27 protein-coding genes and 1 pseudogene are annotated in these 23856 nt (G+C 69.0%); 9 read left to right on the top strand and 19 right to left on the bottom strand.

Annotated features, from left to right (window positions below):
- Positions 1-3: 3 nt before the first annotated feature.
- The 8 genes from murI to clpS all read right to left on the bottom strand — a co-directional run bounded on the left by murI (position 4) and on the right by clpS (position 5273).
- Positions 4-810 (bottom strand): glutamate racemase, encoded by an 807-nt coding sequence (gene murI, locus JWQ81_RS20555; RefSeq protein ID WP_297543925.1) that lies wholly within the window; start codon positions 808-810, stop codon positions 4-6.
- 135 nt (positions 811-945) lie between these two features.
- Entirely contained in the window at positions 946-1599 is a 654-nt protein-coding gene (locus tag JWQ81_RS20550; protein WP_297543923.1) for a rhomboid family intramembrane serine protease, read from the bottom strand.
- A gap of 71 nt (positions 1600-1670) precedes the next feature.
- Positions 1671-2621, bottom strand: a complete 951-nt coding sequence (locus JWQ81_RS20545; protein ID WP_297543921.1) for a cysteine synthase — start codon at positions 2619-2621, stop codon at positions 1671-1673.
- 2 nt (positions 2622-2623) lie between these two features.
- Positions 2624-2902, bottom strand: a complete 279-nt coding sequence (locus tag JWQ81_RS20540) for a MoaD/ThiS family protein (protein ID WP_297543919.1) — start codon at positions 2900-2902, stop codon at positions 2624-2626.
- 67 nt (positions 2903-2969) lie between these two features.
- A complete protein-coding gene (locus tag JWQ81_RS20535) occupies positions 2970-3377 on the bottom strand; it encodes a M67 family metallopeptidase (RefSeq protein ID WP_297543917.1) in 408 nt (135 codons plus the stop codon).
- Positions 3378-3430: 53 nt separating this feature from the next.
- A complete protein-coding gene (locus tag JWQ81_RS20530) occupies positions 3431-4423 on the bottom strand; it encodes a P1 family peptidase (protein ID WP_297543915.1) in 993 nt (330 codons plus the stop codon).
- The gene (locus tag JWQ81_RS20525; protein WP_297543913.1) at positions 4420-4977 is read right to left on the bottom strand and encodes a DUF2017 domain-containing protein; all 558 of its coding nucleotides are present in this window, start codon (positions 4975-4977) and stop codon (positions 4420-4422) included. The genes JWQ81_RS20530 and JWQ81_RS20525 overlap by 4 nt, the downstream gene beginning before the upstream one ends.
- Positions 4974-5273: an ATP-dependent Clp protease adapter ClpS gene (clpS, locus tag JWQ81_RS20520; RefSeq protein WP_297543911.1), complete on the bottom strand. Its 300-nt coding sequence runs from the start codon at positions 5271-5273 to the stop codon at positions 4974-4976. Before clpS ends, JWQ81_RS20525 begins: the two co-directional genes overlap by 4 nt.
- 75 nt (positions 5274-5348) lie before the next feature.
- Between clpS and JWQ81_RS20515 the strand changes: the two genes are divergently transcribed.
- From JWQ81_RS20515 to JWQ81_RS20505, 3 genes are all read left to right on the top strand, one after another.
- The gene (locus tag JWQ81_RS20515; RefSeq protein WP_297543909.1) at positions 5349-6647 is read left to right on the top strand and encodes a nicotinate phosphoribosyltransferase; all 1299 of its coding nucleotides are present in this window, start codon (positions 5349-5351) and stop codon (positions 6645-6647) included.
- Between the two features lie 52 nt (positions 6648-6699).
- Complete coding sequence (locus JWQ81_RS20510) at positions 6700-7272, top strand: isochorismatase family protein (protein WP_297543907.1); 573 nt, start codon at positions 6700-6702, stop codon at positions 7270-7272.
- Between the two features lie 67 nt (positions 7273-7339).
- A complete protein-coding gene (locus tag JWQ81_RS20505; protein ID WP_297543905.1) occupies positions 7340-7978 on the top strand; it encodes a bifunctional 4-hydroxy-2-oxoglutarate aldolase/2-dehydro-3-deoxy-phosphogluconate aldolase in 639 nt (212 codons plus the stop codon).
- Between the two features lie 2 nt (positions 7979-7980).
- On the opposite strand, the gene JWQ81_RS20500 is transcribed toward JWQ81_RS20505, so the two are convergent.
- A complete protein-coding gene (locus JWQ81_RS20500) occupies positions 7981-8685 on the bottom strand; it encodes a choice-of-anchor P family protein (RefSeq protein WP_297543903.1) in 705 nt (234 codons plus the stop codon).
- 216 nt (positions 8686-8901) lie between these two features.
- Here JWQ81_RS20500 and JWQ81_RS20495 point away from each other — a divergent pair, with 216 nt between their 5' ends.
- The 3 genes from JWQ81_RS20495 to JWQ81_RS20485 all read left to right on the top strand — a co-directional run bounded on the left by JWQ81_RS20495 (position 8902) and on the right by JWQ81_RS20485 (position 12062).
- Positions 8902-9486, top strand: coding sequence for a biotin transporter BioY (locus JWQ81_RS20495; RefSeq protein ID WP_297543901.1), 585 nt, complete (start codon positions 8902-8904; stop codon positions 9484-9486).
- A gap of 114 nt (positions 9487-9600) precedes the next feature.
- Entirely contained in the window at positions 9601-11649 is a 2049-nt protein-coding gene (locus JWQ81_RS20490; protein WP_297543899.1) for an ATP-dependent DNA helicase, read from the top strand.
- A gap of 56 nt (positions 11650-11705) precedes the next feature.
- Positions 11706-12062: a hypothetical protein gene (locus JWQ81_RS20485; protein ID WP_297543897.1), complete on the top strand. Its 357-nt coding sequence runs from the start codon at positions 11706-11708 to the stop codon at positions 12060-12062.
- A gap of 37 nt (positions 12063-12099) precedes the next feature.
- Here the strand turns inward: JWQ81_RS20485 and JWQ81_RS20480 are convergent, their stop codons facing one another.
- From JWQ81_RS20480 to ctaD, 4 genes are all read right to left on the bottom strand, one after another.
- Positions 12100-12504: an OsmC family protein gene (locus tag JWQ81_RS20480; protein ID WP_297543895.1), complete on the bottom strand. Its 405-nt coding sequence runs from the start codon at positions 12502-12504 to the stop codon at positions 12100-12102.
- Positions 12505-12520: 16 nt separating this feature from the next.
- Positions 12521-13300 (bottom strand): peptidyl-tRNA hydrolase, encoded by a 780-nt coding sequence (locus JWQ81_RS20475; protein ID WP_297543893.1) that lies wholly within the window; start codon positions 13298-13300, stop codon positions 12521-12523.
- Positions 13297-14526 carry a phosphoserine phosphatase SerB gene (serB, locus tag JWQ81_RS20470; protein WP_297543891.1) on the bottom strand — a complete coding sequence of 410 codons (1230 nt, stop codon included), beginning with the start codon at positions 14524-14526 and terminating at the stop codon, positions 13297-13299. Before serB ends, JWQ81_RS20475 begins: the two co-directional genes overlap by 4 nt.
- A 61-nt stretch (positions 14527-14587) precedes the next feature.
- Positions 14588-16369 (bottom strand): cytochrome c oxidase subunit I, encoded by a 1782-nt coding sequence (gene ctaD, locus JWQ81_RS20465; RefSeq protein WP_297543889.1) that lies wholly within the window; start codon positions 16367-16369, stop codon positions 14588-14590.
- Positions 16370-16505: 136 nt separating this feature from the next.
- Between ctaD and JWQ81_RS20460 the strand changes: the two are divergent.
- Positions 16506-16802: pseudogene (locus JWQ81_RS20460) on the top strand (aminoglycoside phosphotransferase family protein); the annotation flags it as partial.
- A gap of 146 nt (positions 16803-16948) precedes the next feature.
- Here the strand turns inward: JWQ81_RS20460 and JWQ81_RS20455 are convergent.
- Both JWQ81_RS20455 and JWQ81_RS20450 read right to left on the bottom strand, forming a co-directional pair.
- Positions 16949-17245: a hypothetical protein gene (locus JWQ81_RS20455; protein WP_297543887.1), complete on the bottom strand. Its 297-nt coding sequence runs from the start codon at positions 17243-17245 to the stop codon at positions 16949-16951.
- A gap of 321 nt (positions 17246-17566) precedes the next feature.
- The gene (locus JWQ81_RS20450; RefSeq protein ID WP_297543885.1) at positions 17567-18694 is read right to left on the bottom strand and encodes an alkaline phosphatase family protein; all 1128 of its coding nucleotides are present in this window, start codon (positions 18692-18694) and stop codon (positions 17567-17569) included.
- Between the two features lie 44 nt (positions 18695-18738).
- Here JWQ81_RS20450 and JWQ81_RS20445 point away from each other — a divergent pair, with 44 nt between their 5' ends.
- Complete coding sequence (locus JWQ81_RS20445; RefSeq protein ID WP_297543883.1) at positions 18739-18945, top strand: zinc ribbon domain-containing protein; 207 nt, start codon at positions 18739-18741, stop codon at positions 18943-18945.
- On the opposite strand, the gene JWQ81_RS20440 is transcribed toward JWQ81_RS20445, so the two are convergent.
- Positions 18942-20069, bottom strand: coding sequence for an aminotransferase class I/II-fold pyridoxal phosphate-dependent enzyme (locus JWQ81_RS20440; RefSeq protein WP_297543881.1), 1128 nt, complete (start codon positions 20067-20069; stop codon positions 18942-18944). The two genes, JWQ81_RS20445 and JWQ81_RS20440, sit on opposite strands and share 4 nt — an antisense overlap.
- Before the next feature lie 58 nt (positions 20070-20127).
- Between JWQ81_RS20440 and JWQ81_RS20435 the strand changes: the two genes are divergently transcribed.
- The gene (locus tag JWQ81_RS20435) at positions 20128-20616 is read left to right on the top strand and encodes an Lrp/AsnC family transcriptional regulator (RefSeq protein WP_297543879.1); all 489 of its coding nucleotides are present in this window, start codon (positions 20128-20130) and stop codon (positions 20614-20616) included.
- A gap of 120 nt (positions 20617-20736) precedes the next feature.
- On the opposite strand, the gene JWQ81_RS20430 is transcribed toward JWQ81_RS20435, so the two are convergent.
- From JWQ81_RS20430 to dhaM, 3 genes are all read right to left on the bottom strand, one after another.
- Positions 20737-22509, bottom strand: a complete 1773-nt coding sequence (locus JWQ81_RS20430; RefSeq protein ID WP_297543877.1) for a 3-hydroxyacyl-CoA dehydrogenase family protein — start codon at positions 22507-22509, stop codon at positions 20737-20739.
- Between the two features lie 116 nt (positions 22510-22625).
- Positions 22626-23144, bottom strand: coding sequence for a hypothetical protein (locus JWQ81_RS20425; RefSeq protein ID WP_297543876.1), 519 nt, complete (start codon positions 23142-23144; stop codon positions 22626-22628).
- 18 nt (positions 23145-23162) lie between these two features.
- Positions 23163-23834 (bottom strand): dihydroxyacetone kinase phosphoryl donor subunit DhaM, encoded by a 672-nt coding sequence (gene dhaM, locus JWQ81_RS20420; RefSeq protein ID WP_297543874.1) that lies wholly within the window; start codon positions 23832-23834, stop codon positions 23163-23165.
- Between the last annotated feature and the right edge of the window lie 22 nt (positions 23835-23856).

Here is a 23856-nt window from a genome sequence, read left to right as displayed (position 1 = left end):
GCGCTACCCGCCGGTAGGCACTGCGATGCTGCCGGGCGCGAATCCCATGAACCGCTGGGCCAGTTTCGCGAACGGCTCGGCCGAGCCCGTCGCGATGAACTCGTGCCGCGGCGGCGTGTCGCGATCGGTGAACAGGTCCAGCTCGGTGAGTACGCGCACGACGTCCTTCGCCGTCTCCTCGGCGCTGGAGACCAGGATGACGTCCTGCCCCATCACGATCTGCAAGACGCCGGTGAGCAGCGGATAGTGCGTGCAGCCGAGCACGAGCGTGTCCACCTGTGCGGAGAGCAACGGCTCGAGATAGCCCTGCGCGAGCCCGAGCACCTGGCGGCCGGACGTGATCCCACGCTCGACGAAGTCGACGAACCGGTGGCACGCGACACTGGTGATTTGCGCATTCGGCGCGGCGGCGAAGGCGTCGTCGTAGGCGCGCGAGCGGACGGTTCCCTCAGTGCCGATCACGCCGATCCGCCCGGTGTGCGTCGCCGCGACGGCCCGGCGCACTGCCGGGAGGACGACCTCCACGACCGGCACGTCATACCGCTCCCGCGCGTCACGCAGGCACGCGGCCGACGCAGTGTTGCAGGCGATGACCAGGGCCTTCACCCCGCTGTCGACGATCTCGTCCATCGCCGCGAGCGCGAGTTCACGGGCCCTGGCGATCGGCAGCGGGCCGTACGGGTTGTGCGCGGTGTCACCGACGTAACGCAATTGCTCGGCCGGGAGCTGGTCGAGGATCGCCCTGGCGACGGTCAACCCGCCGACCCCAGAATCGAAGACACCGATGGGGAGATCGGCGCGCGTAGTCACCCCATGAGGCTACCGGGGGCAGGGACGTCGTGAAGGCCTAGTTGAGTACGCCTTACGCCGTGAAGTGGCCTTCACGACACGTCACAAGGGGGCCTTGAGGGAACGCCGGATGCGACAGCGTCCGCACGTCGCCGGTTAACCGTCCAGGCCGGCGGCGGTGACCTTCTTCGCCTTCGACTTGCCGGTCTTCGTGGCGACCCAGGCGGCCAGGATGCCGGCGAGCGCGCCGAAGAGGTGCCCCTGCCAGGAGACCGCCGGGTTGCCGGGCAGGACTCCCCACAGCATCCCGCCCCAGATGAACAGCAGGACCAGGGAGACGCCGATTTGCCCGGGGCTGCGGTTGAACAGGCCACGGACCAGCAGGTACGCCAGCCAGCCGAACGCGAGACCCGAAGCGCCCACGGTGACGGCGAGCGACGGGCCGGTCAGCCAGACGCCGAGTCCGCTGATGATCCAGATGGTGGCGGTGACCGCGACCCACTGACCGATCCCGGCCGCCATCGCGAGGAAGGCGAAGATCAGCACCGGCAGGGTGTTCCCGAACAGGTGCGACCAGCCGTTGTGCAGCAGCGGCGCCCAGATCACCCCCTCGAGCCCCGACAGGCTGCGGGAGTGGATCCCGCCCTGGTCGAGGTTGCCGGGCGTGACGACGTCGACCAGCTCGACGAGGTACAGCACGGCCGTGAAGGCGAGCGCGACGATCCCGGCCATCTTGGGATTGGCCGGCAGGATGCGCTTGGCGGCGTCCGGTTCAGCCGGACTGGCGGCGGGCTCAGGCAATGTACTCACCACTTGAGGCTACGGCTGCTCCCGCCGGGCCGCCTCCGGCAAAAACCCTGATCCGGCGGCTGCCAAACCCACTAAGCCCAAAGTTGCCCGTCGAGGCGCGCGGCGGCTTCGTCGAGAGAGCCGCTGTAGGCGCCGGTGGAAAGATACTTCCAACCCGCGTCGGCGACGATGAACGCGACGTCGGCCTTCTCGCCCTTCGCGGCGGCCTTCTCCGCGACGGCCAGCGCCGCGTGAAGCACGGCTCCGGTCGAGATACCGGCGAAGATGCCCTCGTTCTCCAACAGGTCGCGTGTCCGGCGAAGCGCGTCGTACGCTCCGACGGAGTACCGACTGGTCAGCACGCTGGGGTCGTACAGCTCAGGCACGAACCCCTCGTCGAGGTTCCGCAGGCCGTAGACGAGCTCGCCGTAGCGCGGCTCAGCGGCGATGATCTGCACGCCGGGCTTCGCCTCGCGCAGGTACCGCCCGACGCCGACGAGCGTGCCCGTGGTGCCGAGCCCGCCGACGAAGTGTGTTAGCTCCGGCAGGTCCTTGAGCAGCTCAGGACCGGTGCCGCGGAAGTGCGCGTCGGCGTTGGCAGGGTTGCCGTACTGGTAGAGCATCACCCACTCGGGATTCTCCTTCGACAGCTCCTTCGCGCGTCGCACGGCCTCGTTGGAGCCGCCCGCCGCGGGCGAGAAGACGATCCGCGCGCCGTAAGCCTGCAGCAGCTGCTTGCGCTCGATGGAGGTGTTCTCCGGCATCACGCAGACCAGGCCGTAGCCCTTGAGCTTCGCGGCCATGGCCAGCGAGATGCCGGTGTTGCCCGACGTCGGCTCCAGGATGGTCGACCCGCGGCGCAGCAACCCCTCGCGCTCGGCGGCCTCGATCATCGCCAGCGCCGGCCGGTCCTTGATCGACCCGGTGGGGTTGCGGTCCTCGAGCTTGGCCCAAAGGCGGACGTCGTCGGTCGGCGACAGCCGGGGCAGCCCGACGAGCGGGGTGCCACCGAGCGCGTCGAGCAGGGACTCGTAACGAGTCATCGTTAGCGCGCGCCTCCGGCAACGGCGGGCAGGATGGTCAGCGTGTCGCCGTCCTTGACCTCGGCCTCGAGCCCACCGGAGAAACGGACGTCCTCGTCGTTGACGTAGACGTTGATGAAGCGGTGCAGCTTCTCTTCCTTGACCAGGCGGGCCTTGAGGCCGGCGTGGCGGGACTCGACGTCGTCGATCACCTCGAGGACGGTCTTGCCCGCCGCCTCGACGGACTTCTCGCCACCCGTGTGGGTCCGCAGGATGGTCGGGATGGAAACGCTGACGGCCATGGTTCTACCTCCGCTAGGGCAACTGTAAGGGGTTACGTTCGGGGCACTGCGCTTTATTCCGGTGGCACTAGTCCAGCACTTTGACGGGCTCCTCGGTGATGACCCCGTCGACGATGCGGTACGACCGGAACTGGTGGGCGTCGGCGTCCTTGGTGGACACCAGCACGTAGTGCGCTTCCGGTTCGGAGGCATACGAGACATCGGTCCGCGACGGATAGGCGTCGGTGGCGGTGTGCGAGTGGTAGACCACCACCGGGACCTCGTCCTTCGCGTCCATGTCGCGGTAGAGCCGGAGCAGGTCGCCGGAATCGAACTCGTAGAACGTCGGCGAACGGGCCGCGTTGAGCATCGGGATGAAACGCTCGGGGCGGTCCGAACCCTCGGGGCCCGCGATCACCCCGCACGCCTCGTCCGGATGGTCGCGGCGGGCATGGGCGACAATCTCATCGACGAGTTCACGGCGGATCTGAAGCACAACGACATCCTAGTTGGTGGACTCAACTTGTCCATATATTGAGATTTCCGGAACTAGGCCGGCCAGACGTCGCGATAGGCCGGAAGGCCCGCGGTAGACGTCGCGGAGAGCAGACCGTGCACCATCGCGCGGGCGAACGCCCTCGCCGCCGCCGCGCACAGCAGGTTCAACGTCGCCACGCGGTCCGCGTCACCCAGCCGGCCGGGCCCGATGGGCGGCAGTTCCCGTTCGCCGGTCGCCAGCGCGAACGCGGTGTCACCGTCGTACATCGTGTGGGCGGGCCGCACGGTGCGAGCCATACCGTCCTGCGCCGCCACCGCAAGCCGTTTCACCTCGGCCTTGGACAACGCCGCGTCCACCGCGACCACGCCGATCGTGGTGTTGAACCGGGCGGGCGCGGCCGGGGCCGCTCCCGGCCGGTCCGGCCACTGCCCGCCGAACTCGCCGTCGACTTCGTGGTCCGCGGCGAACGGCCGTCCGGTGGCGAAGTCCACCGCCTCGCCGTAGGCGTTCAACGCCGCGATCGCGCCGACGGTGAACCCTTCGACGACCTCGCTCGCCGTGCCGATCCCGCCCTTGAGCGAGCCGACAGTGGCGCCCGCACCGGCGCCGACCGTGCCCTGCGCGATCGGCCCGGCCGAGGCGGCTTCACAAGCGGCGTAACCGAAAGCCGCGTCCGGCCGGTTGCCCCAGTCGCCGTGCGGGAGGTCGAACAGGACCGCCGCGGGCACGATCGGCACCACGTGGTGCGGCAGCTTGCCGGCGGGGAAACCGAGCCCGCGCTCGCCGAGCCAGCGCATCACGCCGTCCGCCGCGGCGAGGCCGTACGCGCTGCCGCCCGACAAGCAGATGGCGTTGACCAGCCGGACGCGGTTCTCCGGCTGAAGCAGGTCGGTCTCGCGGGTTCCGGGCGCGCCGCCGCGCTGGTCCACCGCGCCGGTCGCGCCCTCGGGCACGAGGACCACGGTCGTCCCGGTGGCCCAGCCGTCGCCGACGCGTTCGTACTGCCCGACGAGCACCCCGGCGACGTCGGTCAGCCCGCTCACGAGGACATGCTCTGGATCAGCGTCTCCTGCACGAAGGTCAGCCAGTGGTAGACGCCGAGGTGCGGGGCACGCGCATCGTCTTCGGGCAGTTCGTCGGGCATGTCCTCGGTGACGTCGAGCGCGGTACCGAGCGCCAGTCGGACGTCGTTGAGCGCGCTGAGCCAGGCGTCGGCCTGCTCGAGCGTCAACTGCACCTTCCCGCCGTCGCGCGGCAGGGTGTCCAGGACGACCCTGGCGACGCCGACCTTCGCGTCGAGAAGCTCGGGCTCGTGCAGCGAGCGCATGGCCGCCGCCGAATCGAGGTCTTCCTTCGACGGGTTGTCCGGGTCGAGCTTGTGGAAGTCGGGCAGCAGGCGCGAGAGCACCGGGTCGTCCGGCGACTCCGTCGGGCCGGTGCGGATGCCGGTCAGCTCGGCGAGCTCGTCCTGCGGGGCCTCTTCGGCGCGCGCGGTCAGCATGTCCTCGAGCTGGCTGACGAGCCCGCGCAGCACGGCGGCTTCCTGCTGTTCGAACCCGGCCGAGACGGTGGTGCCCTTGAGTTTCCAGGATTTCACGAAGGCTGCTCCATGGTCGCCCAGAGTCCGACGGCGTGCAGTTTCGCCACGTCGCCCTCGCATTTGTCCTTCGTCCCCGAAGACACGATCGCCTTGCCCTTGTGGTGCACGTCGAGCATCAGCTTGGTCGCATGATCCTTGCTGTACCCGAAGAGTTTCTGGAAGACATAGGTCACGTACGACATCAGGTTGACCGGGTCGTTCCAGACGACGGTCCGCCAGGGCTTGTCCTCCGAGGTCACCTCGACCCCGAGCGGATCAACCTGCGTCTGTTCGGCTGCGACAGGCGTGGACATGTCGTCCATGGTGTCACGGAACTGGTATCGGACGGGCTGGCAGGGCCCGCCATGTGGGTGAATAGGCTTACCGATATGGGCTCACCGGAACCGACCACAGGTGCCAGCACAGCGCTGCTCACCGACCACTACGAGCTGACCATGCTGGGCAGCGCGCTGGCCGACGGCACCGCCGACCGGCCCTGCGTCTTCGAGGTCTTCGCACGGAGGTTGCCCGACGGCCGCCGCTACGGCGTCGTCGCGGGCACGGCGCGGGTGCTGGACGCGATCGCCGACTTCCGCTTCACCGACGCCGAGCTCAGCCAGCTCGAATCGACGGCCGTAGTGGACTCGGCCACCCTCGCCTGGCTGGCGGATTACTCGTTCTCCGGCGACGTCGACGGCTACGCCGAAGGTGAGCTGTACTTCCCCGGCTCGCCGATCCTCACGGTCACCGGCACCTTCGCCGAAGCGGTGCTGCTGGAGACTGTCGCACTCTCGATCCTCAACCACGACAGCGCGATCGCGTCGGCGGCGGCACGCATGTCAGGGGCGGCACACGGGCGGCCGATCATCGAGATGGGCGGCCGGCGCACGCACGAGTACGCGGCGGTGGCCGCGGCGAGGGCGTCCTACCTCGCCGGCTTCGCGACGACGTCGAACCTCGAGGCCGGACGCCGCTACGGCATTCCCACCCGCGGCACCGTCGCGCACGCCTTCATGCTGCTGCACGACAGCGAGGAGCAGGCGTTCCGCGCGCAGGTCGACAAGATGGGCGCCGACACGACGCTCCTGGTCGACACCTACGACATCACCGCCGGCATCACGACGGCGGTCAAGGTCGCCGGGCCGGAGCTCGGCGCGATCCGGATCGACTCCGGCGACGTCGGCCCGCTCGCCCGCAAGGCCCGCGACCAGCTCGACGCCCTCGGCGCGAAGGACACGCGGATCGTCGTCTCCGGCGACCTCGACGAGCACGCCATCGCCGCGCTGCGGGCCGAGCCCGTCGACGCGTACGGCGTCGGCACGTCGGTGGTCACCGGGTCCGGCGCGCCGACCGCCGGCATGGTCTACAAGCTGGTCGAGGTCGGTGGCAGGCCGGTGGCGAAGCGCAGTGTGGCGAAGGAGTCGCGCGGCGGCCGGAAGTCGGCCGTGCGCCGCCACCGGAGCACCGGCACCGCGGTGGAGGAAGTGATCTACACCGGCGAAGCCCCCGAGACCGGCCAGTTCGACCGGCAGCTGCAGATTCCGATGGTGCGTGCTGGACAAACCCTCGACGACCTGCCCACGCTGGACGACGCGAGGCAACGGCTGCGCCGCGCACTGGTGAGCCTGCCGTGGGAGGGGCTCAAGCTGTCCCATGGCGAGCCTGCCATTCCGACGGTCTACCTGTAGAGGGAGTGTCCATGGCTAGTACTGACGACGTGTTCTTCTCAGCGGAGGAATCATGACTAACGCACTGATCGTCGTCGACGTCCAGAACGACTTTTGCGAGGGCGGGTCGCTGGCGCTGCCCGGCGGGGCCGCCGCGGCGGGCGCGATCTCGAGGCACCTGGCCGCCGGCGGGTACTCGCACGTCGTCGCGACCAGGGATTTCCACATCGACCCCGGCGCGCATTTCAGCGACGAACCGAACTTCAGCGACACCTGGCCGCGACACTGCGTCGCCGACACGGCCGGCGCGTCCTTCCATCCGGCTCTCGACATCTCACCGATCGAAGCGGTGTTCTCGAAGGGGCATTACAGCGCCGCGTACTCGGGCTTCGAGGGCAAAACGGATGCCGGTGAAGAGCTCGAGGGCTGGCTGCGGCAGCGCGACGTCACGTCCGTCGAGCTCGTCGGCATCGCCACCGACTTCTGCGTGCGGGCGACCGCGCTCGACGCCGCGAAAGCCGGTTTCGCCGTGAAGGTGCTACTCGATCTGACCGTCGGCGGCTCGCAGCCGTCGGTCGAGGACACATTGACCGATTTCACCCGAGCGGGTATCGAGTTCACCGGTACCGCCACCGTCGGCTCGTGAGCGTTCCGGCCGGTTACAACCGGCCGGAACGCTCACGAGTCCTGGACTGCTGTCTGAATGGGATGTCGTGGGTAATCAGCAATTCCGGGCCACCGTTGCCAGTCATGGTCTCGTCGCGATCCTCCGCGCGGACGACTCGAAGCACTTCGCCGAGGCCTCCGAGGTGCTCTACAAGTCCGGAGTCCGGGTGCTCGAAGCCACCCTGACCACGCCGGACGCCCCGGCCGCGATCGCGGCGATCCGCCAGTCCGTCGGCGAAGACGCCATGGTCGGCGCGGGCAGTGTGCGGACCGCGACCGACGTCGACACCGCGGCCGAGGCGGGCGCGACCTTCCTGGTCACGCCGACGGTCAACCCGGCGGTGCTGAGCCGGGCCGCCGAACTCGGGCTTCCGGTGCTCTGCGGCGCGATGACGCCGACCGAGATCGACTACGCGTGGCAGCTCGGCGCGGCCGCGGTGAAGATCTTCCCCGCGGCCAACCTGGGCGGGCTCGGGTACCTCAAGGCCGTCCGGGCCCCGATGCCGGACATCGCGCTGGTGCCGACCGGCGGCGTCAAACTCGAAGACGTCGGCCCGTACCTGGCCGCGGGCGCGCTCGCGGTCGCCGCCGCGACGCCGCTGCTGGGCGACGTGCTGTCCGGCGGGAGCATGACCGACCTCGCCACCCGCGCTGCCCGGTTCGCCGAGGCTGCCGGACAGCGCTAGGGCTAGGGCTGGGGTACTGGCTTCGCTGTCTTACGGCTGGAGCCGTACGGGTCGCAGGCGGCGGTGCCGACGTAGATGTCGCCGCTCGCGGGGCCGCCCTGCGGGAACAGCTTGATGTGCAGGGTGTTCGTCGTGAGGCTGCCGTCCGGCGGGGTCGGCGAGACCGATTCGTTGAGCACGACGTCCGCCAGCGGTGGCGCGCCCGGGTCCGGCGCGGGCACGGTGATCGTGTAGTTCGCCGGGATGTTGGCCGGCACCGTGATGCCGGTGACCGTGCCGACTTCGACGTACCCGCCGGCGCCGACCGCGGTGGTGCTGCACTGCGCGGTGAACGTGCGGACGTCGATCTCCGGGCCGCCGTACGCCTTGAGCACCGTGGTCTTGAACCGGGCACCCTTGGCCTGGCCGACCGCCGTGCCGTCGGTGCCGCGGCCGCAGAGCGCTTCGCCGTTGCCGAACTCCGCGATGGTGCCGGCAAGGCCGCCTCTGGTGCTGCCCATCACGGGTCCGTCGGCGCTGCAGGGCCCGACCGCCCCGGCGAACACCTTGGTGCCGTCGATGGTCACGTCGACCGAACCGGAAGACGCCGTCGCGGTCGCCTTGACCGCCGAAGCGGGTGAACCCGGTGTGTCGGCGTACGCGACAGGCGAAGCCGCGAGCCCACCGCACATCACCGCCGCCATGACGATCTTCTTGCCCTTCGGCACGCCCAGCCTCCTCGATGAACCTTTGATCGCACTCTTGATCCCGACCCAGCCCAGCGTCCGCCACCCCCTCGCCCCATGCCGTTTCACCTGGCCCACACCACCCGGACGTGTGGCTCCCGGGGTGCGCTCAAACTGTCAGAGACCTCACAAACGCACCGCTTCCGGCCGTGGCCGGGAGCCATAATGCGGAGCAGTTTCGTTAACGCTGGAGGTCCTGTGTCTTCGTTGTCCCTCGCCGGCCGCAAGCCCGTCCTGGCCGACCTCATCCCGGGCGCGCTCGCCCGGGACCTCGCGCTCGTCGCCGGCGGCGCCGGGCTCACCGGGCTCGCCGCGCAGGTCGCGGTGCACCTCCCGGGCACCCCGGTCCCGATGACCGGTCAGACGCTCGCCGCGCTTCTCGTCGGCGCGTCCCTCGGCTGGCGGCGTGGCGCGGCGTCGATGCTGGTGTACCTGCTCGTCGGCGCGGTCGGCGTGCCGTGGTTCTCCAGCGGCACGTCCGGCCTGTCCGGGGCCAGCGCGGGCTACGTCGTGGGCTTCGTGCTCGCGGGGGCGCTCGTCGGCGCACTCGCCGGCCGCGGCGGTGACCGCACCCCGCTGCGCATGGCGTCGACGATGGTGCTGGGCAACGTCGTGATCTACGCCGTCGGTGTGCCGTGGCTGATGGCGGCGGCGTCGATGGACCTGTCCACCGCGTTCGCCAAGGGTGTCGTGCCGTTCCTCATCGGCGACGCGGTCAAGATCGTCGTCGCGGCCGCCCTGCTGCCCGGCGCCTGGGCCCTCGTCCGAAAAATCCAGGACTGACGCGGGACGTGAAGGCCACCTTCATTGCGCGAGCTGCCGTGAAGGTGGCCTTCACGTCCCATCGTCGGCCGGTACCGGTAATCCTGTCGGTGCCCCCGGCTATCGTTTGACCCTGTGCCGTCCCGAGCTGAATTCCCTGGTGTCCGCGAGCTACTGACCCATGCGGTCGAGTCGGTCGGCGGTGCCGAGCGCGAGGGCCAGGTCCAGATGGCCGAGGCCGTCGGCAAGGCCATCCGCACCGGCGAGCACCTGGCCGTCCAGGCCGGCACGGGCACCGGGAAGTCGCTGGCGTACCTGGTTCCGGCCATCCGGCACGCGGTGGAGAAGGAGTCGACGGTCGTCGTCTCTACGGCCACCATCGCGCTGCAGCGCCAGCTTGTCGACAGGGACCTCCCCCGGCTGGCGAAAGCGCTGAAGAAGCCGCTGGGCCGCGAGCCCACCTTCGCGATCCTCAAGGGCCGCCGCAACTATCTCTGCCTCCACCGGCTGGACACGGGCGCCCCCGACGAGCCGGAGGAGCAGGGCCTGTTCGACCCCTTCGCGGTGTCGCGCATCGGCAAGGAGGTCAAGCGCCTGTTCGAATGGTCCTCGGACACCGAAACAGGCGATCGCGACGAGCTGGTCCCCGGTGTGTCCGAGCAAGCCTGGCGCCAGGTGTCGGTCACGGCGAAGGAATGCCTCGGCGTCGCACGCTGCCCGATCGGCACGGACTGCTTCGCCGAGCGCGCGCGAGGCGAGGCCGGGCGCGCGGACATCGTCGTCACCAACCACGCCCTGCTCGCGATCGACGCGCTGCAGGGCTACCAAGTGCTCCCCGAACACGATCTGGTGATCATCGACGAGGCCCACGAACTCGTCGACCGGGTCACTTCGGTCGCCACCGCCGAGCTGACCAGCGGGATGGTCTCCGCCGCGGTTCGGCGCTGCGGCAAGCTGATCGACGCCGATATCGCCGACAGGCTGATGGAGTCCAGTGACGCGCTGGCCGTCGTCCTCGACGACATCGAGGCAGGGAGGCTGGACCAGCTGCCGAGGCCGCTCCAGGGCACGCTGCCGGCGCTGCGCGATTCGGCGCATGCGTGCATCAGCGCGCTGGGTTCGGATCGTAAGGAAGACGTCGACGAGGCCACGGCCCGCAAGCTGGCGAAAACTCTGCTCGAAGAGATCCACGACACCGCCGTCCGCCTGATGGAAGCGTTCGACGAGGACCAGGCGCACCAGCGGGACGTCGTGTGGCTCACCGGCGACCAGTACTCCGCGAACCCTCGCCCGCCGTCACTGAAGGTGGCGCCGCTGGGCGTCGCGGGGCTGCTGCGCGAGAAGGTGTTCGGCCTGAACACCACGGTCCTGACCTCGGCCACGCTCACCCTCGGCGGCAACTTCGACACCTTGGCTCGGCAGTGGGGACTGCCCCCGTCGCAGCCGAAGGCCGAGAAGGCCGAGGGCACCGCGACGGACAAGGCGCCGCCGAAGGACATCGAGGTCATCCCCTGGACCGGCCTCGACGTCGGCTCCCCGTTCGACCACAAGCGCAACGGCATCCTCTACATGGCCAAGCACCTGCCGGCCCCCGGGCGCGACGGACTGGCCAAGTCCACAATGGACGAGATCGTCGAGCTGGTCGAGGCGGCCGGAGGCCGCACATTGGGGCTGTTCTCGTCCATGCGGGCGGCGAAGCAGGCCGCCGAGGAGCTGCGGGAGCGCGTCAAGTACCCGATCCTGTGCCAGGGCGACGATTCGACCTCGCTGCTGGTGCAGCAGTTCAGCGACGATCCACGCACCTGCCTGTTCGGCACCCTCTCGCTGTGGCAGGGCGTCGACGTCCCCGGCCCGTCGCTGCAGCTGGTGCTGGTCGACCGGATCCCGTTCCCCCGGCCGGACGACCCGGTGTCCTCCGCCCGGCAGCGAGCCGTCGAAGCGCGTGGCGGCAACGGTTTCCTCACCGTGGCGGCCACGCATGCGGCGCTACTGCTCGCGCAGGGCACCGGCAGGCTGCACCGGTCGGTCAGCGATCGCGGCGTTATCGCCGTGCTGGACTCACGGCTGGCCACGGCTCGCTACGGTGGTTTCCTGCGCGCTTCACTGCCGCCGTTCTGGCCCACGATGGACCCCCAGGTGGCACGGGAAGCCCTGCGGAGACTTGACGCGGCTGCCCCCGCCTGACGGGGAGTTACGTCCCCGGTTACCGTATTGGGAACGCAAAGATTGAGGAGACAGGGTTGACCCAGGACTCGCCCAGCAGCGCACAGTCCCGCTCGGTCAGTGTCGATGACACCGGCGTGCGGCGGCAGCTCGCCGACGGCAGCGAAGAAGCCGTCACCTGGGCGGAGCTGACGGCGGTCGTCATCAGGGTGATTCCCGAGGGCCTGTCCAAGGAAGACGTCTTCTTCATGCTGGCGGGCGCGAACGGCAAGGGCACCGCGATCCCCAGCGCCGACCCGGCCGCGGACGCGCTCATCGAGCGCCTGCAGACCCTGCCCGGCTTCGACCACGAGAAGTTCATCGAGGCCATGACCACCGACGCCGACGAGGCCTACGTCGTCTGGAGCTCGGAAGACGCCCCCGCCTCGACCTGACCGCCCAGCGACTCGGGGGGGATGTTATGGAAAGCGCTCAGGCGACCGGGAACTCCTCGGTCACCGGGATGGCCTTCTTCAGGGTCCGGCTGACGGTGCAGAGACGCTCGATCGAACGGTCCACGGCTGCCGCCAGGGCTTCGCGCTGCTCAGCGTCGAGGTTCGCCAGGTCGACGTCGAAGCGGACGTGGACGCCGTCAAGCTCCGAGGCGCCTTCGCGCCTGTCTGCCGTGACGGAGACGCGGAACTTCGAGTCCTCGCCCACGCGCCGGGTGATCAGGTTCTCCGCCGTCACCGCGGAGCAGCCGGCGGTAGCGATCTGCAGCAGCTCGGCGGGCGAGAACGAGCCCTGCTGACCGTTGCGGCCCAACCGGACTTCCGCACCGCGCTCGTTGCGGCCGACGAACTCGTGTTCACCCTCGCGCTGCACTTCAAGTGTCATACCAGGTGAAACCGGGTCAGGGGCGGGCTTGTTCCTGAAACCATTGGGCGAGAACGGTCACCGTTCCCGGGTCGACTTCGGTGAAACCCGCGTCGCGCACTGCGATGACACGCTTCTGCAACCATGCACCAGCGGGGTCGTCGCCGGGGTGAAGTTCCTTCCATTGGGCGACGGTCGCCTTGCGGACCGAGCAGCGGTATCCGCGACTCGCCCAGACCTCCAGCTCCACCGGATCGAGCAGCGAAGCCAGGATCATCGTGGCGTGGCCGACCTGGGCGGCAGCCTTGCCGACGGTCATCGGCACCGACGGGTTGAGTAGCAGCCTCGGCAGCTCGGGCGGTGGCGGGCCAGGCTCGTCGGCGGGGAGCTCGCTCCCGGAGATCTGCAGCCTGCTGATGACCTTCGGCGTGTCCACGACGCGACCGGGAACGAGTGCCCTGGCCTCCGCGCCATCGACGGTCACGGTGACCCCGGGGACCTGCTGCGCGGCTTCCCAGTGCACCCCCCGGGCGCGCCGGGTGACCTTGCGGATCCGGCCGTCGATCCAGGCGTGGAGGCTCTCGTGCCACTCGCCGCCGGGTCGGGCGCGTTCGTCCAGGCAGACGGCAAGCGCCGCTGACGCCGCCGCTTCGAGCAGCGGAGTACGTCCGGGCGGCTGCGCGCGCTCGATCCGCAGCACGACCGGCATTGCGCGGACTTCGGCCGGGTCTTCGTCGTCGGTGTCCGAGGTGTCCTCCGCAGGCAGGCCCAGCCAGTACGCGTAGCGCGCCGCCATCGGCTCGAGAAGCATGCTCATGGCCGCAAGGACGTGAGCCCGTCCGCGGCGTCCGCGGCTTCGACTTCGGCCCGGGTCACGCCGAGTACGAACAGCACGGCGTCGAGGTACGGATGCGAGAGCGCGGTGTCGGCGACCTCCCGCAGCGCCGGCTTCGCGTTGAACGCGACTCCCATACCGGCTGCGGACAGCATGTCGATGTCGTTGGCACCATCACCCACGGCGACGCACTGGGACAGCGGGATGTCGTATTCCGAGGCGAATCGCCGCAACGCGACGGCCTTGCCCGCACGGTCCACGACTTCCCCGACGACTCGCCCGGTCAGCCTGCCGTCGACGATCTCGAGCTCGTTCGCGGCCGCGAAATCGAGCCCCAGGTCCTCGACGAGGTGGTTGATGACGCTGGTGAATCCGCCCGAGACGACTCCGCAGCGATACCCGAGGCGCTTGAGCGTGCGCACTGTCGTCCGCGCGCCGGCCGTCAGCTCCAGCGAGGCTGCCACTTCGTCGAGCACGGTCGCCGGCAGCCCGGCCAACAGCGCGACGCGGCGTACCAGCGATTCGGTGAAGTTCAGCTCGCCACGCATGGCGGCTTCGGTGATCTCGCGGACCTGAGGCTCGACGCCGGCGTGCGCGCCGAGCATCTCGATCACCTCGCCCTGGACGAGCGTGGAATCGACGTCGAAAACGATCAACCGCTTGGCGCGCCTGGCGATCCCGGCGTGTTCCACCGCGACGTCGAGCCCCACCTTCGAGGCGACGTCGGCGAGCGCCGTGCGGAGCTGGGCGTCCGCTTCCGGGGTTTCCCCGGCGACGGACACGTGGATCTCGAGCCCGGTGACCGGGTAGTCCGCAATGCTGCGGATGGTGTCGATGTTGACGCCGATCGAGGCCATCCGGCGGGCGACGTCGGTGAAGGCCCGCGCCGACAACGGGCGGCCTAGCACGACGACCACGTGCGTAGAGCCGTGGTGATCGGGGGCGAAGGGGTTGTCACCGATGGCCGAACCGATGCGGACTTCGACGTTCATGGCGACGCTGGCCATGGCCTGTTCGACCGATTCCTGGAGCGCTTCGGGGTCGCTGTCGATGCCGACCAGCACGCCGAGCACCAGCTGCCCCCGGATGACCACCTGCTCGACGTCGAGGACATCGACGTCGTGTTTGGTGAGTGCCGCGAAGAGCACAGACGAAACGCCGGTCTTGTCCGGGCCCGTCGTGGTGATCAAGACAGGTGTCTGGCTCACGGTGCCTCCCCTGGACACAACTTCGCCCCACTGGCCGAAGCCGGTGGGGCGAAGTGAGGTGTCACTGTTCGCTTGCGTTGTCTTCTTCGTGACCTGGTGTCGCGGTCTTGGTGAGTAGCTGCGACGGAGCGTTGCCGCCCTCGCCATGTAGCTTCGGCTTCCCGAAGAAGCCGATCTCACCTTCGTTGCGCAACCGCTCGACCATATGCGGGTAATGCAGTTCGAACGCTGGTCGTTCGGACCGGATCCGCGGCAGCTCGGTGAAGTTGTGCCGCGGCGGCGGACACGAAGTCGCCCACTCCAGCGAGTTGCCGTAACCCCACGGGTCGTCGACCGTGACGATCTCGCCGTACCGGTAACTCTTGAAAACGTTCCAGATGAACGGCAGGGTCGAGGCACCGAGGATGTACGCGCCGATCGTGGAGACCGTGTTCAACGTGGTGAAACCATCGCTGGCCAGGTAGTCCGCGTACCGCCGGGGCATGCCTTCCGCGCCCAGCCAGTGCTGCACGAGGAAGGTCATGTGGAAGCCGATGAACGTGGTCCAGAAGTGCCACTTGCCCAGCTTCTCGTCCATCATCCGGCCGGTGATCTTCGGGAACCAGAAGTAGATCCCGGCGAAGGTGGCGAACACGATGGTGCCGTAGAGCACGTAGTGGAAGTGCGCGACGACGAAGTAGCTGTCCGAGACGTGGAAGTCGATCGCCGGAGCGGCCAGCAGGACACCGGTCAGCCCGCCGAAGAGGAACGTGACGATGAAGCCCATGGAGAAGATCATGGGCGTCTCGAAGCTGAGCTGCCCCTTCCACATGGTGCCGATCCAGTTGAAGAACTTGACGCCGGTCGGGACCGCGATCAGGAACGTCATGAAGGAGAAGAACGGCAGCAGGACCGCGCCGGTCGCGTACATGTGGTGCGCCCACACCGCGATCGACAGCGCCGCGATGGCCAGCGTCGCCCAGACCAGGCCCTTGTAACCGAACACGGGCTTGCGGCTGAAGACCGGGAAGATCTCAGACACGATCCCGAAGAACGGCAGGGCCACGATATAGACCTCTGGATGGCCGAAGAACCAGAACAGGTGTTGCCACAGGATCACCCCGCCGTTGGCCGGGTCAAAGACGTGAGCGCCTAAGTGCCTATCCGCTAGCAACCCCAGCAGGGCCGCGGTGAGGATCGGGAACGCCAGCAGGATCAGGATGCTGGTGACCAGGATGTTCCAGGTGAAGATCGGCATCCGGTACATCGTCATCCCCGGGCCGCGCAGGCAGATCACTGTGGTGATCATGTTGACGCCACCGAGGATGGTGCCGAGACCGGAGACGACCAGACCGGAGATCCACAGGTCGGCGCCGACACCCGGGGAGTGGATCGCGTCGGACAGCGGCGTGTAGGCGAACCAGCCGAAGTCCGCGGCGCCACCCGGGGTGAGGAAGCCCGACAGCACGATCAGGCCGCCGAAGAGGTAAAGCCAGTACGAGAACGCGTTCAACCTCGGGAACGCCACGTCCGGCGAACCGATCTGCAGCGGGAGGATGAAGTTCGCGAAACCGAACAGGATCGGGGTCGCGTAGAGCAGCAGCATCACCGTGCCGTGCATGGTAAACAGCTGGTTGTACTGCTCCTGCGAGAGGAACTGCTGCCCTGGCCGGGCGAGCTCCGTCCGGATGAGCATCGCCATCGCGCCGCCCGCCATGAAGAAGGCGAACGAGGTCACGAGGTACATGATGCCGATTTGTTTGTGGTCCGTCGTGCGGAACAACGCCAGCAGGGACGAACCCTTCACCGATTCGCGCGCCGGATACGGACGCGTGGCGATCGGCTTGGGGGCTACGGCCGTCACTCCTGCCTCCTGGACTCAAAGACTTTGTGGTGGGCACAGTACGTGCTACCGGGGCGCGCGAGCCCCGCTCCGGCGGCTACGGGGATGTTAGCCCTCGACCACTCCCCCCGCTCGCACCGGCTGCCAAGATCACCGCATGGCTGACGAATACACCCGCTCAGCGGTGGCTGCCGCCACGGAAGTGGCGCGGCGTTTCGGGCTGACGCGGGACGCGCCGGAAGTACTCCACGAGAAGTCGAATGTGCTGGTGAGACTGGGTTCGGTGGTCGCACGGGTGCCCGCGACGACCCGCCTGCTGCGGCCTCGGCCTGCCGAGGCGCTGACCCGGGACGTGGCCCTTTCACAGCACGTCGCCGCCCGGGGTGTGCGCGTCGTCTCACCCACCTCGGACCCGCCGCCCGGACCGCACTTCGCCGGCGGCCTGCCGGTCACGCGAGCCCGGCGAGTCCCACACTCAAAGTGCCGAGTCCCACACTCGGCGTCGCGCGCGATCGGCCACGAACGTGGGACTGCAAGGCTTGAACGTGGGACTCGCCGGTTCCCAACGTGGGACTCGCGGATTTGGGCGTGGGACTCGCGTCAGCGGCGGCGGGTGAGGGTGCGGCGGGTGCGGGCTTCCCAGCAGGGGCGGTGCCAGTGCCGCCGGTCGACGACCGAGCCGGTTTCGTCGGCGGGCCAGACGACGACGTGCGGGGTGCCGACCTGGATTTCGTGGTCACAGCCCGGGCAGCGGTAGAGCTTCGTCGCGCGGGCGCCGGGGACGCTGCGGACCAGCCAGTCACCGTCCGGGGCCGCCTCCGAGCGCGCCCAGCCCACGGACGCGCCCAGCTGGTGCTCCTCGCGGCCGCCTCGGTTCCGCCGGTTGTTCCGTCCCACCTGGTCCACGGTAGAGGCCTAACCGCCGAAGTACTCGCCGGGAGGTACGCCGACAGCCCGGCGGAACGCCGCGACAGCGTCCGCTCGGTCGCACCGACCTCGTGGCCGAACTCCGCGAGCCGGCGCGGGTCGACGGGGTCGAACTCGACAGCTTCGGCCCGCAGCCGCGCGCCTTCGGCGATGTCTTCGCTGGTCAGGTACTCGAGTCGCTCGCGAAGCAGCATCCAGCCGACCGGACACCGCGTCGGGTCGGCGTAGATCCCGCGCAGGAGTGCCCCAAGCTCAACGGTTACGACGTCGGCGACAATGTGCTGGAGATCGCTAGCCGTAAGCGATCGCGAGCGGCACCAGCTGTTCGGCACTCGTCAGCGAACCGTGGTGGCCGACAAGCCTCGACTCCAGCTTCTCGGCCTCTCTCCGCAGCATGCCGAACCCACCGGTGGCGGCCGCGACGACGTCGCCGATCCTCGGCCGCACCCGGTCGCTGACCACCGGCCCGAACCAGCACGCCTCGATCACCTCGTCACGCGAAAGCACCCAGGCGTTGTCCCCCAACGTTTCCCGCCATGCGCTCAGCACGTCGCCGAGCGCACCGTCCTCGACGTAGACGTGCCGGGCCCGCGGCTCGCCGCCGAGCGCCCGCACTCCGGACAGCAACGCGGACGTGGCGTCCAGATCGATCGAGTCGGCGATGGTGACCATGCCGTGGTCCGCGACGACGGCGAGCATCGCACCCGGCACCAGTCCCTCCACAATGGACTCGACCAGCCTGTCGACCTGGCGCAGCTGCATCCGCCACGCGGCCGAGCCGGGACCGTACAGGTGCCCGAGCATGTCGAGCTGGCTGTGGTAGGAGTAGCAGAAGCTCGGGCTGCTTTCCAAGGCGCGCAGGGTTTCCGAGGCCAAGTCACCCAACGCGTGCACCCCGGCGTAGCGGCCTCCGCGTTGGACAGCGCGGGTCATGCCCGACCGGGCGAACTCGGCGTTGTTCACCACGCTGGTGGTGATCCCCGCGGCGGCCGCGCGCTCGAAGGTGGTCGGCAGCGGCTGGACCTCCTCGGGCTCGAGGGTGCCGAGCAGGTCCCCACCGCCGGGATGGGCACACCAGCGCAGCGAGTTGACCACGCCAGTGCCCGGAACCTCGAACGTGTACCCGACCATCCCGTGCTCGCCGGACGCCAGCCCGGTGCCGATCGCGGCGAGGCCGGCCGCGGTGGTCGACGGGTAGCCGACCCGCAGCGGCTGTTTCGCGAGCCCGGCGAGCACCGGCGCGTACGCGGCGTGTTCGTCGAGCAGTTCCCAGCCGAGGCCATCGATGAGCAGCACACACGCGCGGCTTATTTCCGGGAGCGCGAGCGAGTTGTCGAATTCGCCCACGCCGAGTGCCGCGAGCACCGACGGCACTACCTGACCGAGGTGGGGCCGGTCCTCCGGCATGGGCAGATCCATGAACCCAGCTTCCCACCCGGGCGCGCGGCGACGATAATCACCGCATGCCGACTTACGCATACCGCTGCCGCGAATGTGCCGGGACCTTCGAGGTGCTCCGCCCGATGAGCGAGTCCGGCGCGCCCGCGTCCTGCCCGGAAGGCCACGCGGACACCGTCAAGCTCCTGACGACCGTCGCGCTGACCGGTGCCGCGGTCGGTGCGGCACCGGCCGGCGGCGGTGGGTGCTGCGGCGGCGGTTGCTGCGGTTAGCAGGCCCGCCAGCTCGTCTTCAGCGCCTGTTCGAGGTCGTTCCACAGGTCTTCGACGTCTTCCAGCCCGACGGACATCCGCAGCAGCTGGTCGGTGATGCCGGCGTCGTGCCGGTCCTCCTCGCCGACGATCCGGTGGCTGATCGACGCCGGGTGCTGGATCAGCGTGTCGACGCTGCCGAGGCTGACCGCGGGCGTCGCGAGCCGGACGCTGCCGATCACCGCGTGCGGATCGCCGTCGATTTCGAACGCGACCAGTGGCCCGCCGAGCGCGGGATAGTGCACCGCCCGGACCCGTGGGTGCGCACGCAGGCGGGTGACCAGCTCGGCCGCGGTGGCCGAGGCGGCCGCGACCCGCAGCGGAAGCGTGGACAGCCCGCGCAGCAGCAGGTACGCCGCGAGCGGGTGCAGGATGCCGCCGGTGGCGAAGCGGATCTGCCGCAGCCGCGCGGCTTCTTCGGCGCCGCACGCGACGACGCCGCCCATCACGTCCCCGTGTCCACCGAGGAACTTGGTCGCGCTGTGCAGGACCAGCCCGGCACCGTGGCGGCCCGGCTGCTGCAGCACCGGCGTGGCGAAGGTGTTGTCCACCAGCAGCGGAACCTCGCCGCAGGCCTCGGCCAACGCGGCGATGTCGACCTCTCGCAGTGTCGGGTTCGCCGGGGTCTCGACGAACACGAGTCCGGTCTCCGGGCGGAGAGCGGCGGCCAGCGATTCGGGCGACGCCCACGTGACCTCGGTGCCCAGCAGTCCTGAGCTCAGGACGTGGTCGGTGCTGCCGTAAACCGGGCGGACGGCGACGACGTGCGGCTTGCCCTTCGCGACACAGGCAAGCAGACACGCGGACACCGCGGCCATCCCGCTGGCGAACGCGACGGCCTGGTCGAAGCCCTCGAGCTCGGCCAGCGCCTCCTCGAACCGCTCGACCGTGGGGTTCGAAATCCGGCCGTAGATGGGCGTGCCCGGATCGACCGCGCCGGTGGCGAACACGTCGATCCGACGTGCTTCGTCACGGCTGTCGCGGGACGGATAGGTTGTCGACAAATCGAGGGGGACGGCGTGCACACCCAGGTCCGCGAGATCGTCGCGGCCGGCGTGGACAGCTCTCGTGCGCATTGCTGACATGCACTGATCGTCGATTGTTCACCGGAGTAGGCGCAACAGATCCGGCTACTATTCGGCCATGTCAGATTCTGTCGAACTGAGCACGGTGGACCTCGAAATTCTTCGTTTCCTCCAGAACGATTCCCGGGTCTCGAACAAGGAGCTGGCGGCCGCGGTCGGGATCGCCGCGTCGACCTGCCTCGACCGCGTCGCCCGGCTGCGGACCACCGGGGTGATCACCGGGCAGCGCACCCAGGTCGACGCCGCGAAGCTCGGCCGTCCGCTGGAGGCGTTCCTCTTCATCCAGGTGCGTCCGCACCGGCGGCCACTGGTGTTCCCGTTCGTCGAGCACCTGCTGGCGCAGCCGGAGGTGCGCGCGGTGTATCACCTGACCGGACCGGACGACTTCCTCGCCCACGTCGCCACGACGTCCGCCGCGGAACTGCAGCGGCTCGTCCTCGACGAACTCACCGCCCGCGACGAGGTCGCCCGCGTCCACACGAACCTCGTCTTCCAGCACTGGGCCGGCGGCCCGCTCCTGCCACCAGGCTCGACCACCACCCCCTAGCCGGCGGTCCCCGGCGGCCGGAGGGGGCACTTTTGTACTTTCGTGCCCTGGTTGAGCTCTCAAGCAGGGCACTCTCGTACAAAAGTGCCCGCCTTGCGGAGGGCCTCGAGGGGAGTCCTGCTAGGCGGTGTAGTCCTTGAAGCCCTTGCCGGTTTTGCGGCCGAGGCGGCCGGCGGTGACGAGGTGCTCGAGGAGCGGCGCGGGCGCGAAGCCCTCTTCGCGGAACTCGTTGAACAGGGTCCGCTCGATGGCCAGTGAGACGTCCAGCCCGACGACGTCGAGAAGTTCGAACGGGCCCATCGGCAGCCCGCAGCCGACCTTCATGGCGGTGTCGATGTCGTCCGCCTGCGCGTAGTGCCCTTCGAGCATCTTCACCGCGTCGTTGAGGTAAGGGAAAAGCAGCGCGTTGACGATGAAACCCGCCCTGTCTCCACAGTGGACCGGGTGCTTGCCGATCGCACCGCACAGCTCGTGCACGGTGGCGACGACGTCAGGCGCTGTCGCGATGGTCGACACGATCTCGACGAGCTTCATCGCCGGGGCGGGGTTGAAGAAATGCAGCCCGACGACGTCGGAACCGCGGCCGGTCGCGGCCGCGCACTCGATCACCGGCAGCGAAGACGTCGTCGTGGCGAGGATCGCGCCGGGTTTGACGACGTCGTCCAGCGCGGCGAAAACGGCCTGCTTGACGGCGAGTTCCTCGGCGACGGCCTCGATCACCAGGTCCACATCGGCCAGTTCCTCGAACTCGACGGCCGGGGTGATGCGCGCCAGTGCCGCCGCCGCGTCCACCTCGGAGATCCGCCCCTTGACCACGGACTTGTCGAGCGACTTCTTGACCCGCGAGACCGAAGCCGCCGCCTTTTCGGAGCTGCGCGCACGCAGGATGACTTCGTAGCCGCGTTTGGCGAACACTTCGACGATGCCGGTCGCCATCGTGCCGGTGCCGACAACGCCGACCTTCCGGATCTCCCTGACCACCGCACCCTCCACAATGGAGGGTTTGGCCGCGTCGATGACGGTCGGCGAATCCGGCGTGTCGTAGGTGTAGAAGCCGCGGCCTGTCTTCCGGCCGAGCAGCCCGGCGGTGATCATCTGCTTGAGCAGCGGCGCCGGCGCGTGCAACCGGTTGCGCGACTGGTGGTACATCGTGTCGAGGATCTCGTACGCCGTGTCGAGCCCGATCAGGTCGAGCAAAGCCAGTGGCCCCATGGGATAGCCGCAGCCGTACCGCATCGCGGCGTCGAGGTCCTCACGCGTGGCGTAGCGCTGTTCGTACATCCGCACGGCGTGGTTGAGGTAGCCGAACAGCAGTGAGTTCGCGATGAAGCCCGCGCGGTCGCCGATGACGACCGGGGTCTTCCCGAGCCGCTCCGCGAAAGCCACGACGTCGGTGACGACGTCCGGCTCGGTCACCACGGTCCGCACGATCTCGATCAGCTTCAACACCGGCGCCGGGTTGAAGAAGTGCATGCCGACGACCTTGCCCGGCCGGGCGGTGTGCACCCCGATCTCGGTGACCGAAAGGGACGAGGTGTTGGACGCGAAAATCGTCTCCGGTTTGGTGATCTTGTCCAGCTGCGAGAACACCTCGGCCTTCGCCATGAGGTTCTCGGGGATCGCTTCGACCACGAGATCGACGTCGGCCAGCTCGGACAACGACGTCGTGTACCGGATCCGGCCGTGCAACGCGGCGAGCTCGGCGTCGTCGAGCTTGCCGGCGCTCAGCGCGCGCTCAGTGGAGTGCTCGACGTGCCCGCGCCCGCGAGTGACGGCGGCGTCGTCGACCTCGACCGCCACTACCGACAGGCCGCTCCTGGCGAGAACCTCGGCGATCCCGGCGCCCATCGTGCCGAGACCGACCACACCCACACTGGCGAATTCGCGTGCCACAACCGGCCTCCGGTGGTTACTCGCTAGTAGTTTCCCGCTGATAGTGCCACGGAAAAGCCCCACCGGCCGGAAACGTCACCTACCGAATCGAGAAAGACGAGGGTCACGCCACACAGTCACGACACCGCCGGCAGCTTCGGCCAGGCCGCTGTGGCCACCGTACGAGCCACCGCGCACGGATCTTTGCCGTCCGTGGTCGTCACGTCGATTGCGGCCATCTGCTTCGAGCCGCTCTCGCCCGGTCCCCAGTCCTCGCCGAGCGAGGTCTCGATCCCGCAGAGCGTCGCGTCCAGCGGTATGACGGTGGACGTACGGCCTCCGAGGTTCTCCTGCGTCGTCCCGGGCCGACCGGCCGAGGGCTTGTACGCCGCGAACGACAAGTTGACATCTCCGGCGTCATGCACGCTACCGCCCCATTCGCAGTAGTGTTTCGACGACATCGTTGTCTTCGGCAGCGATGCGCCGAACTGCTTGGTGACGAAGTCGTCGGCCAGCAGCGAACAGGCGTCCAGCTTGCCCAGCGGCATTCCGTTGAAGTTCAGGTGCTTGATCCCCTGGTCCGCCGTGCCTTGCCCGGCCACCGTCGCCGTACACCCCGCCAGCAGCACACAGCCCGCCGCGTCGGCTACCGCCATCCCCCTGCGTAACACCACTCACTCCCCAAAGTTTCTGTCCACCAGTTCTTGAACCTTACGCAGGGCTTCGCTCGCCTGAGCACCAACCGCCCGTACCTCGATCCGGTCGCCTTCGCGAGCCCCGAGCGACATCAAAGCGAGGACGCTGCGCGCGTCCGCCTCGTGGTCACCAAGCCGGATCTTGACCTCGGCGTCCAATCCGGCGAGGCTGCGGACCAGCAGCGCGGCCGGACGGGCGTGCAGGCCGACGTCGTTGCGCAGGGTCAACTCGGTCGCCCCACCCGCGTCCCCCGAGACGTCGACGAGGTCCGGCGGCGCACCCGCGGACGCGGCCGCTGCCGCGACGGCCGACCGATCGGCTCCGCCCTGCGCGGCGACCGCCGCGGCCACCGCGCCCTCGACGAGCGGCGCGTCGACGACGAAGGCCGCATCCGGGTCAGCCAGGCTCTCCACCGCGAGTTCGGCCGTCATCTGGGCACTGCCGAGGTCGTACAACAGGACTACCCCGGCACCGGAATCGGCACGCTGAACCGCGGCGACAACCTCGTCATAGTCGGTACCGATCCCCCCGCCGGGCAGGCCGCCGGCGGCCACGATGGTCACGTCCGGCGCCATCTGGGCGGCGAGTTCGGCCAGTCCCTCGGCAAGTTTGGCGCTGTGGGAAACGAGAACGAGCCCGACCGTGTTCATGCAACCTCCGGGAAAGAGCGAA

This window comes from Amycolatopsis sp. (assembly GCF_025464955.1).
Lineage (GTDB): Bacteria > Actinomycetota > Actinomycetes > Mycobacteriales > Pseudonocardiaceae > Amycolatopsis.
This window is presented reverse-complemented; position numbering and strand designations above follow the sequence as displayed.

Excerpts from the sequence above, each read along its gene's own strand:
- JWQ81_RS20545 (WP_297543921.1), bottom strand. The coding sequence starts at position 2,621 with ATGACTCGTTACGAGTCCCTGCTCGACGCGCTCGGTGGCACCCCGCTC.
- JWQ81_RS20540 (WP_297543919.1), bottom strand. The coding sequence starts at position 2,902 with ATGGCCGTCAGCGTTTCCATCCCGACCATCCTGCGGACCCACACGGGT.
- clpS (WP_297543911.1), bottom strand. The coding sequence starts at position 5,273 with ATGTCCACGCCTGTCGCAGCCGAACAGACGCAGGTTGATCCGCTCGGG.
- JWQ81_RS20515 (WP_297543909.1), top strand. The coding sequence starts at position 5,349 with ATGGGCTCACCGGAACCGACCACAGGTGCCAGCACAGCGCTGCTCACC.
- JWQ81_RS20510 (WP_297543907.1), top strand. The coding sequence starts at position 6,700 with ATGACTAACGCACTGATCGTCGTCGACGTCCAGAACGACTTTTGCGAG.
- JWQ81_RS20480 (WP_297543895.1), bottom strand. The coding sequence starts at position 12,504 with ATGACACTTGAAGTGCAGCGCGAGGGTGAACACGAGTTCGTCGGCCGC.
- JWQ81_RS20475 (WP_297543893.1), bottom strand. The coding sequence starts at position 13,300 with ATGAGCATGCTTCTCGAGCCGATGGCGGCGCGCTACGCGTACTGGCTG.
- JWQ81_RS20450 (WP_297543885.1), bottom strand. The coding sequence starts at position 18,694 with ATGGATCTGCCCATGCCGGAGGACCGGCCCCACCTCGGTCAGGTAGTG.
- JWQ81_RS20445 (WP_297543883.1), top strand. The coding sequence starts at position 18,739 with ATGCCGACTTACGCATACCGCTGCCGCGAATGTGCCGGGACCTTCGAG.
- JWQ81_RS20440 (WP_297543881.1), bottom strand. The coding sequence starts at position 20,069 with ATGTCAGCAATGCGCACGAGAGCTGTCCACGCCGGCCGCGACGATCTC.
- JWQ81_RS20435 (WP_297543879.1), top strand. The coding sequence starts at position 20,128 with ATGTCAGATTCTGTCGAACTGAGCACGGTGGACCTCGAAATTCTTCGT.
- JWQ81_RS20425 (WP_297543876.1), bottom strand. The coding sequence starts at position 23,144 with ATGGCGGTAGCCGACGCGGCGGGCTGTGTGCTGCTGGCGGGGTGTACG.
- dhaM (WP_297543874.1), bottom strand. The coding sequence starts at position 23,834 with ATGAACACGGTCGGGCTCGTTCTCGTTTCCCACAGCGCCAAACTTGCC.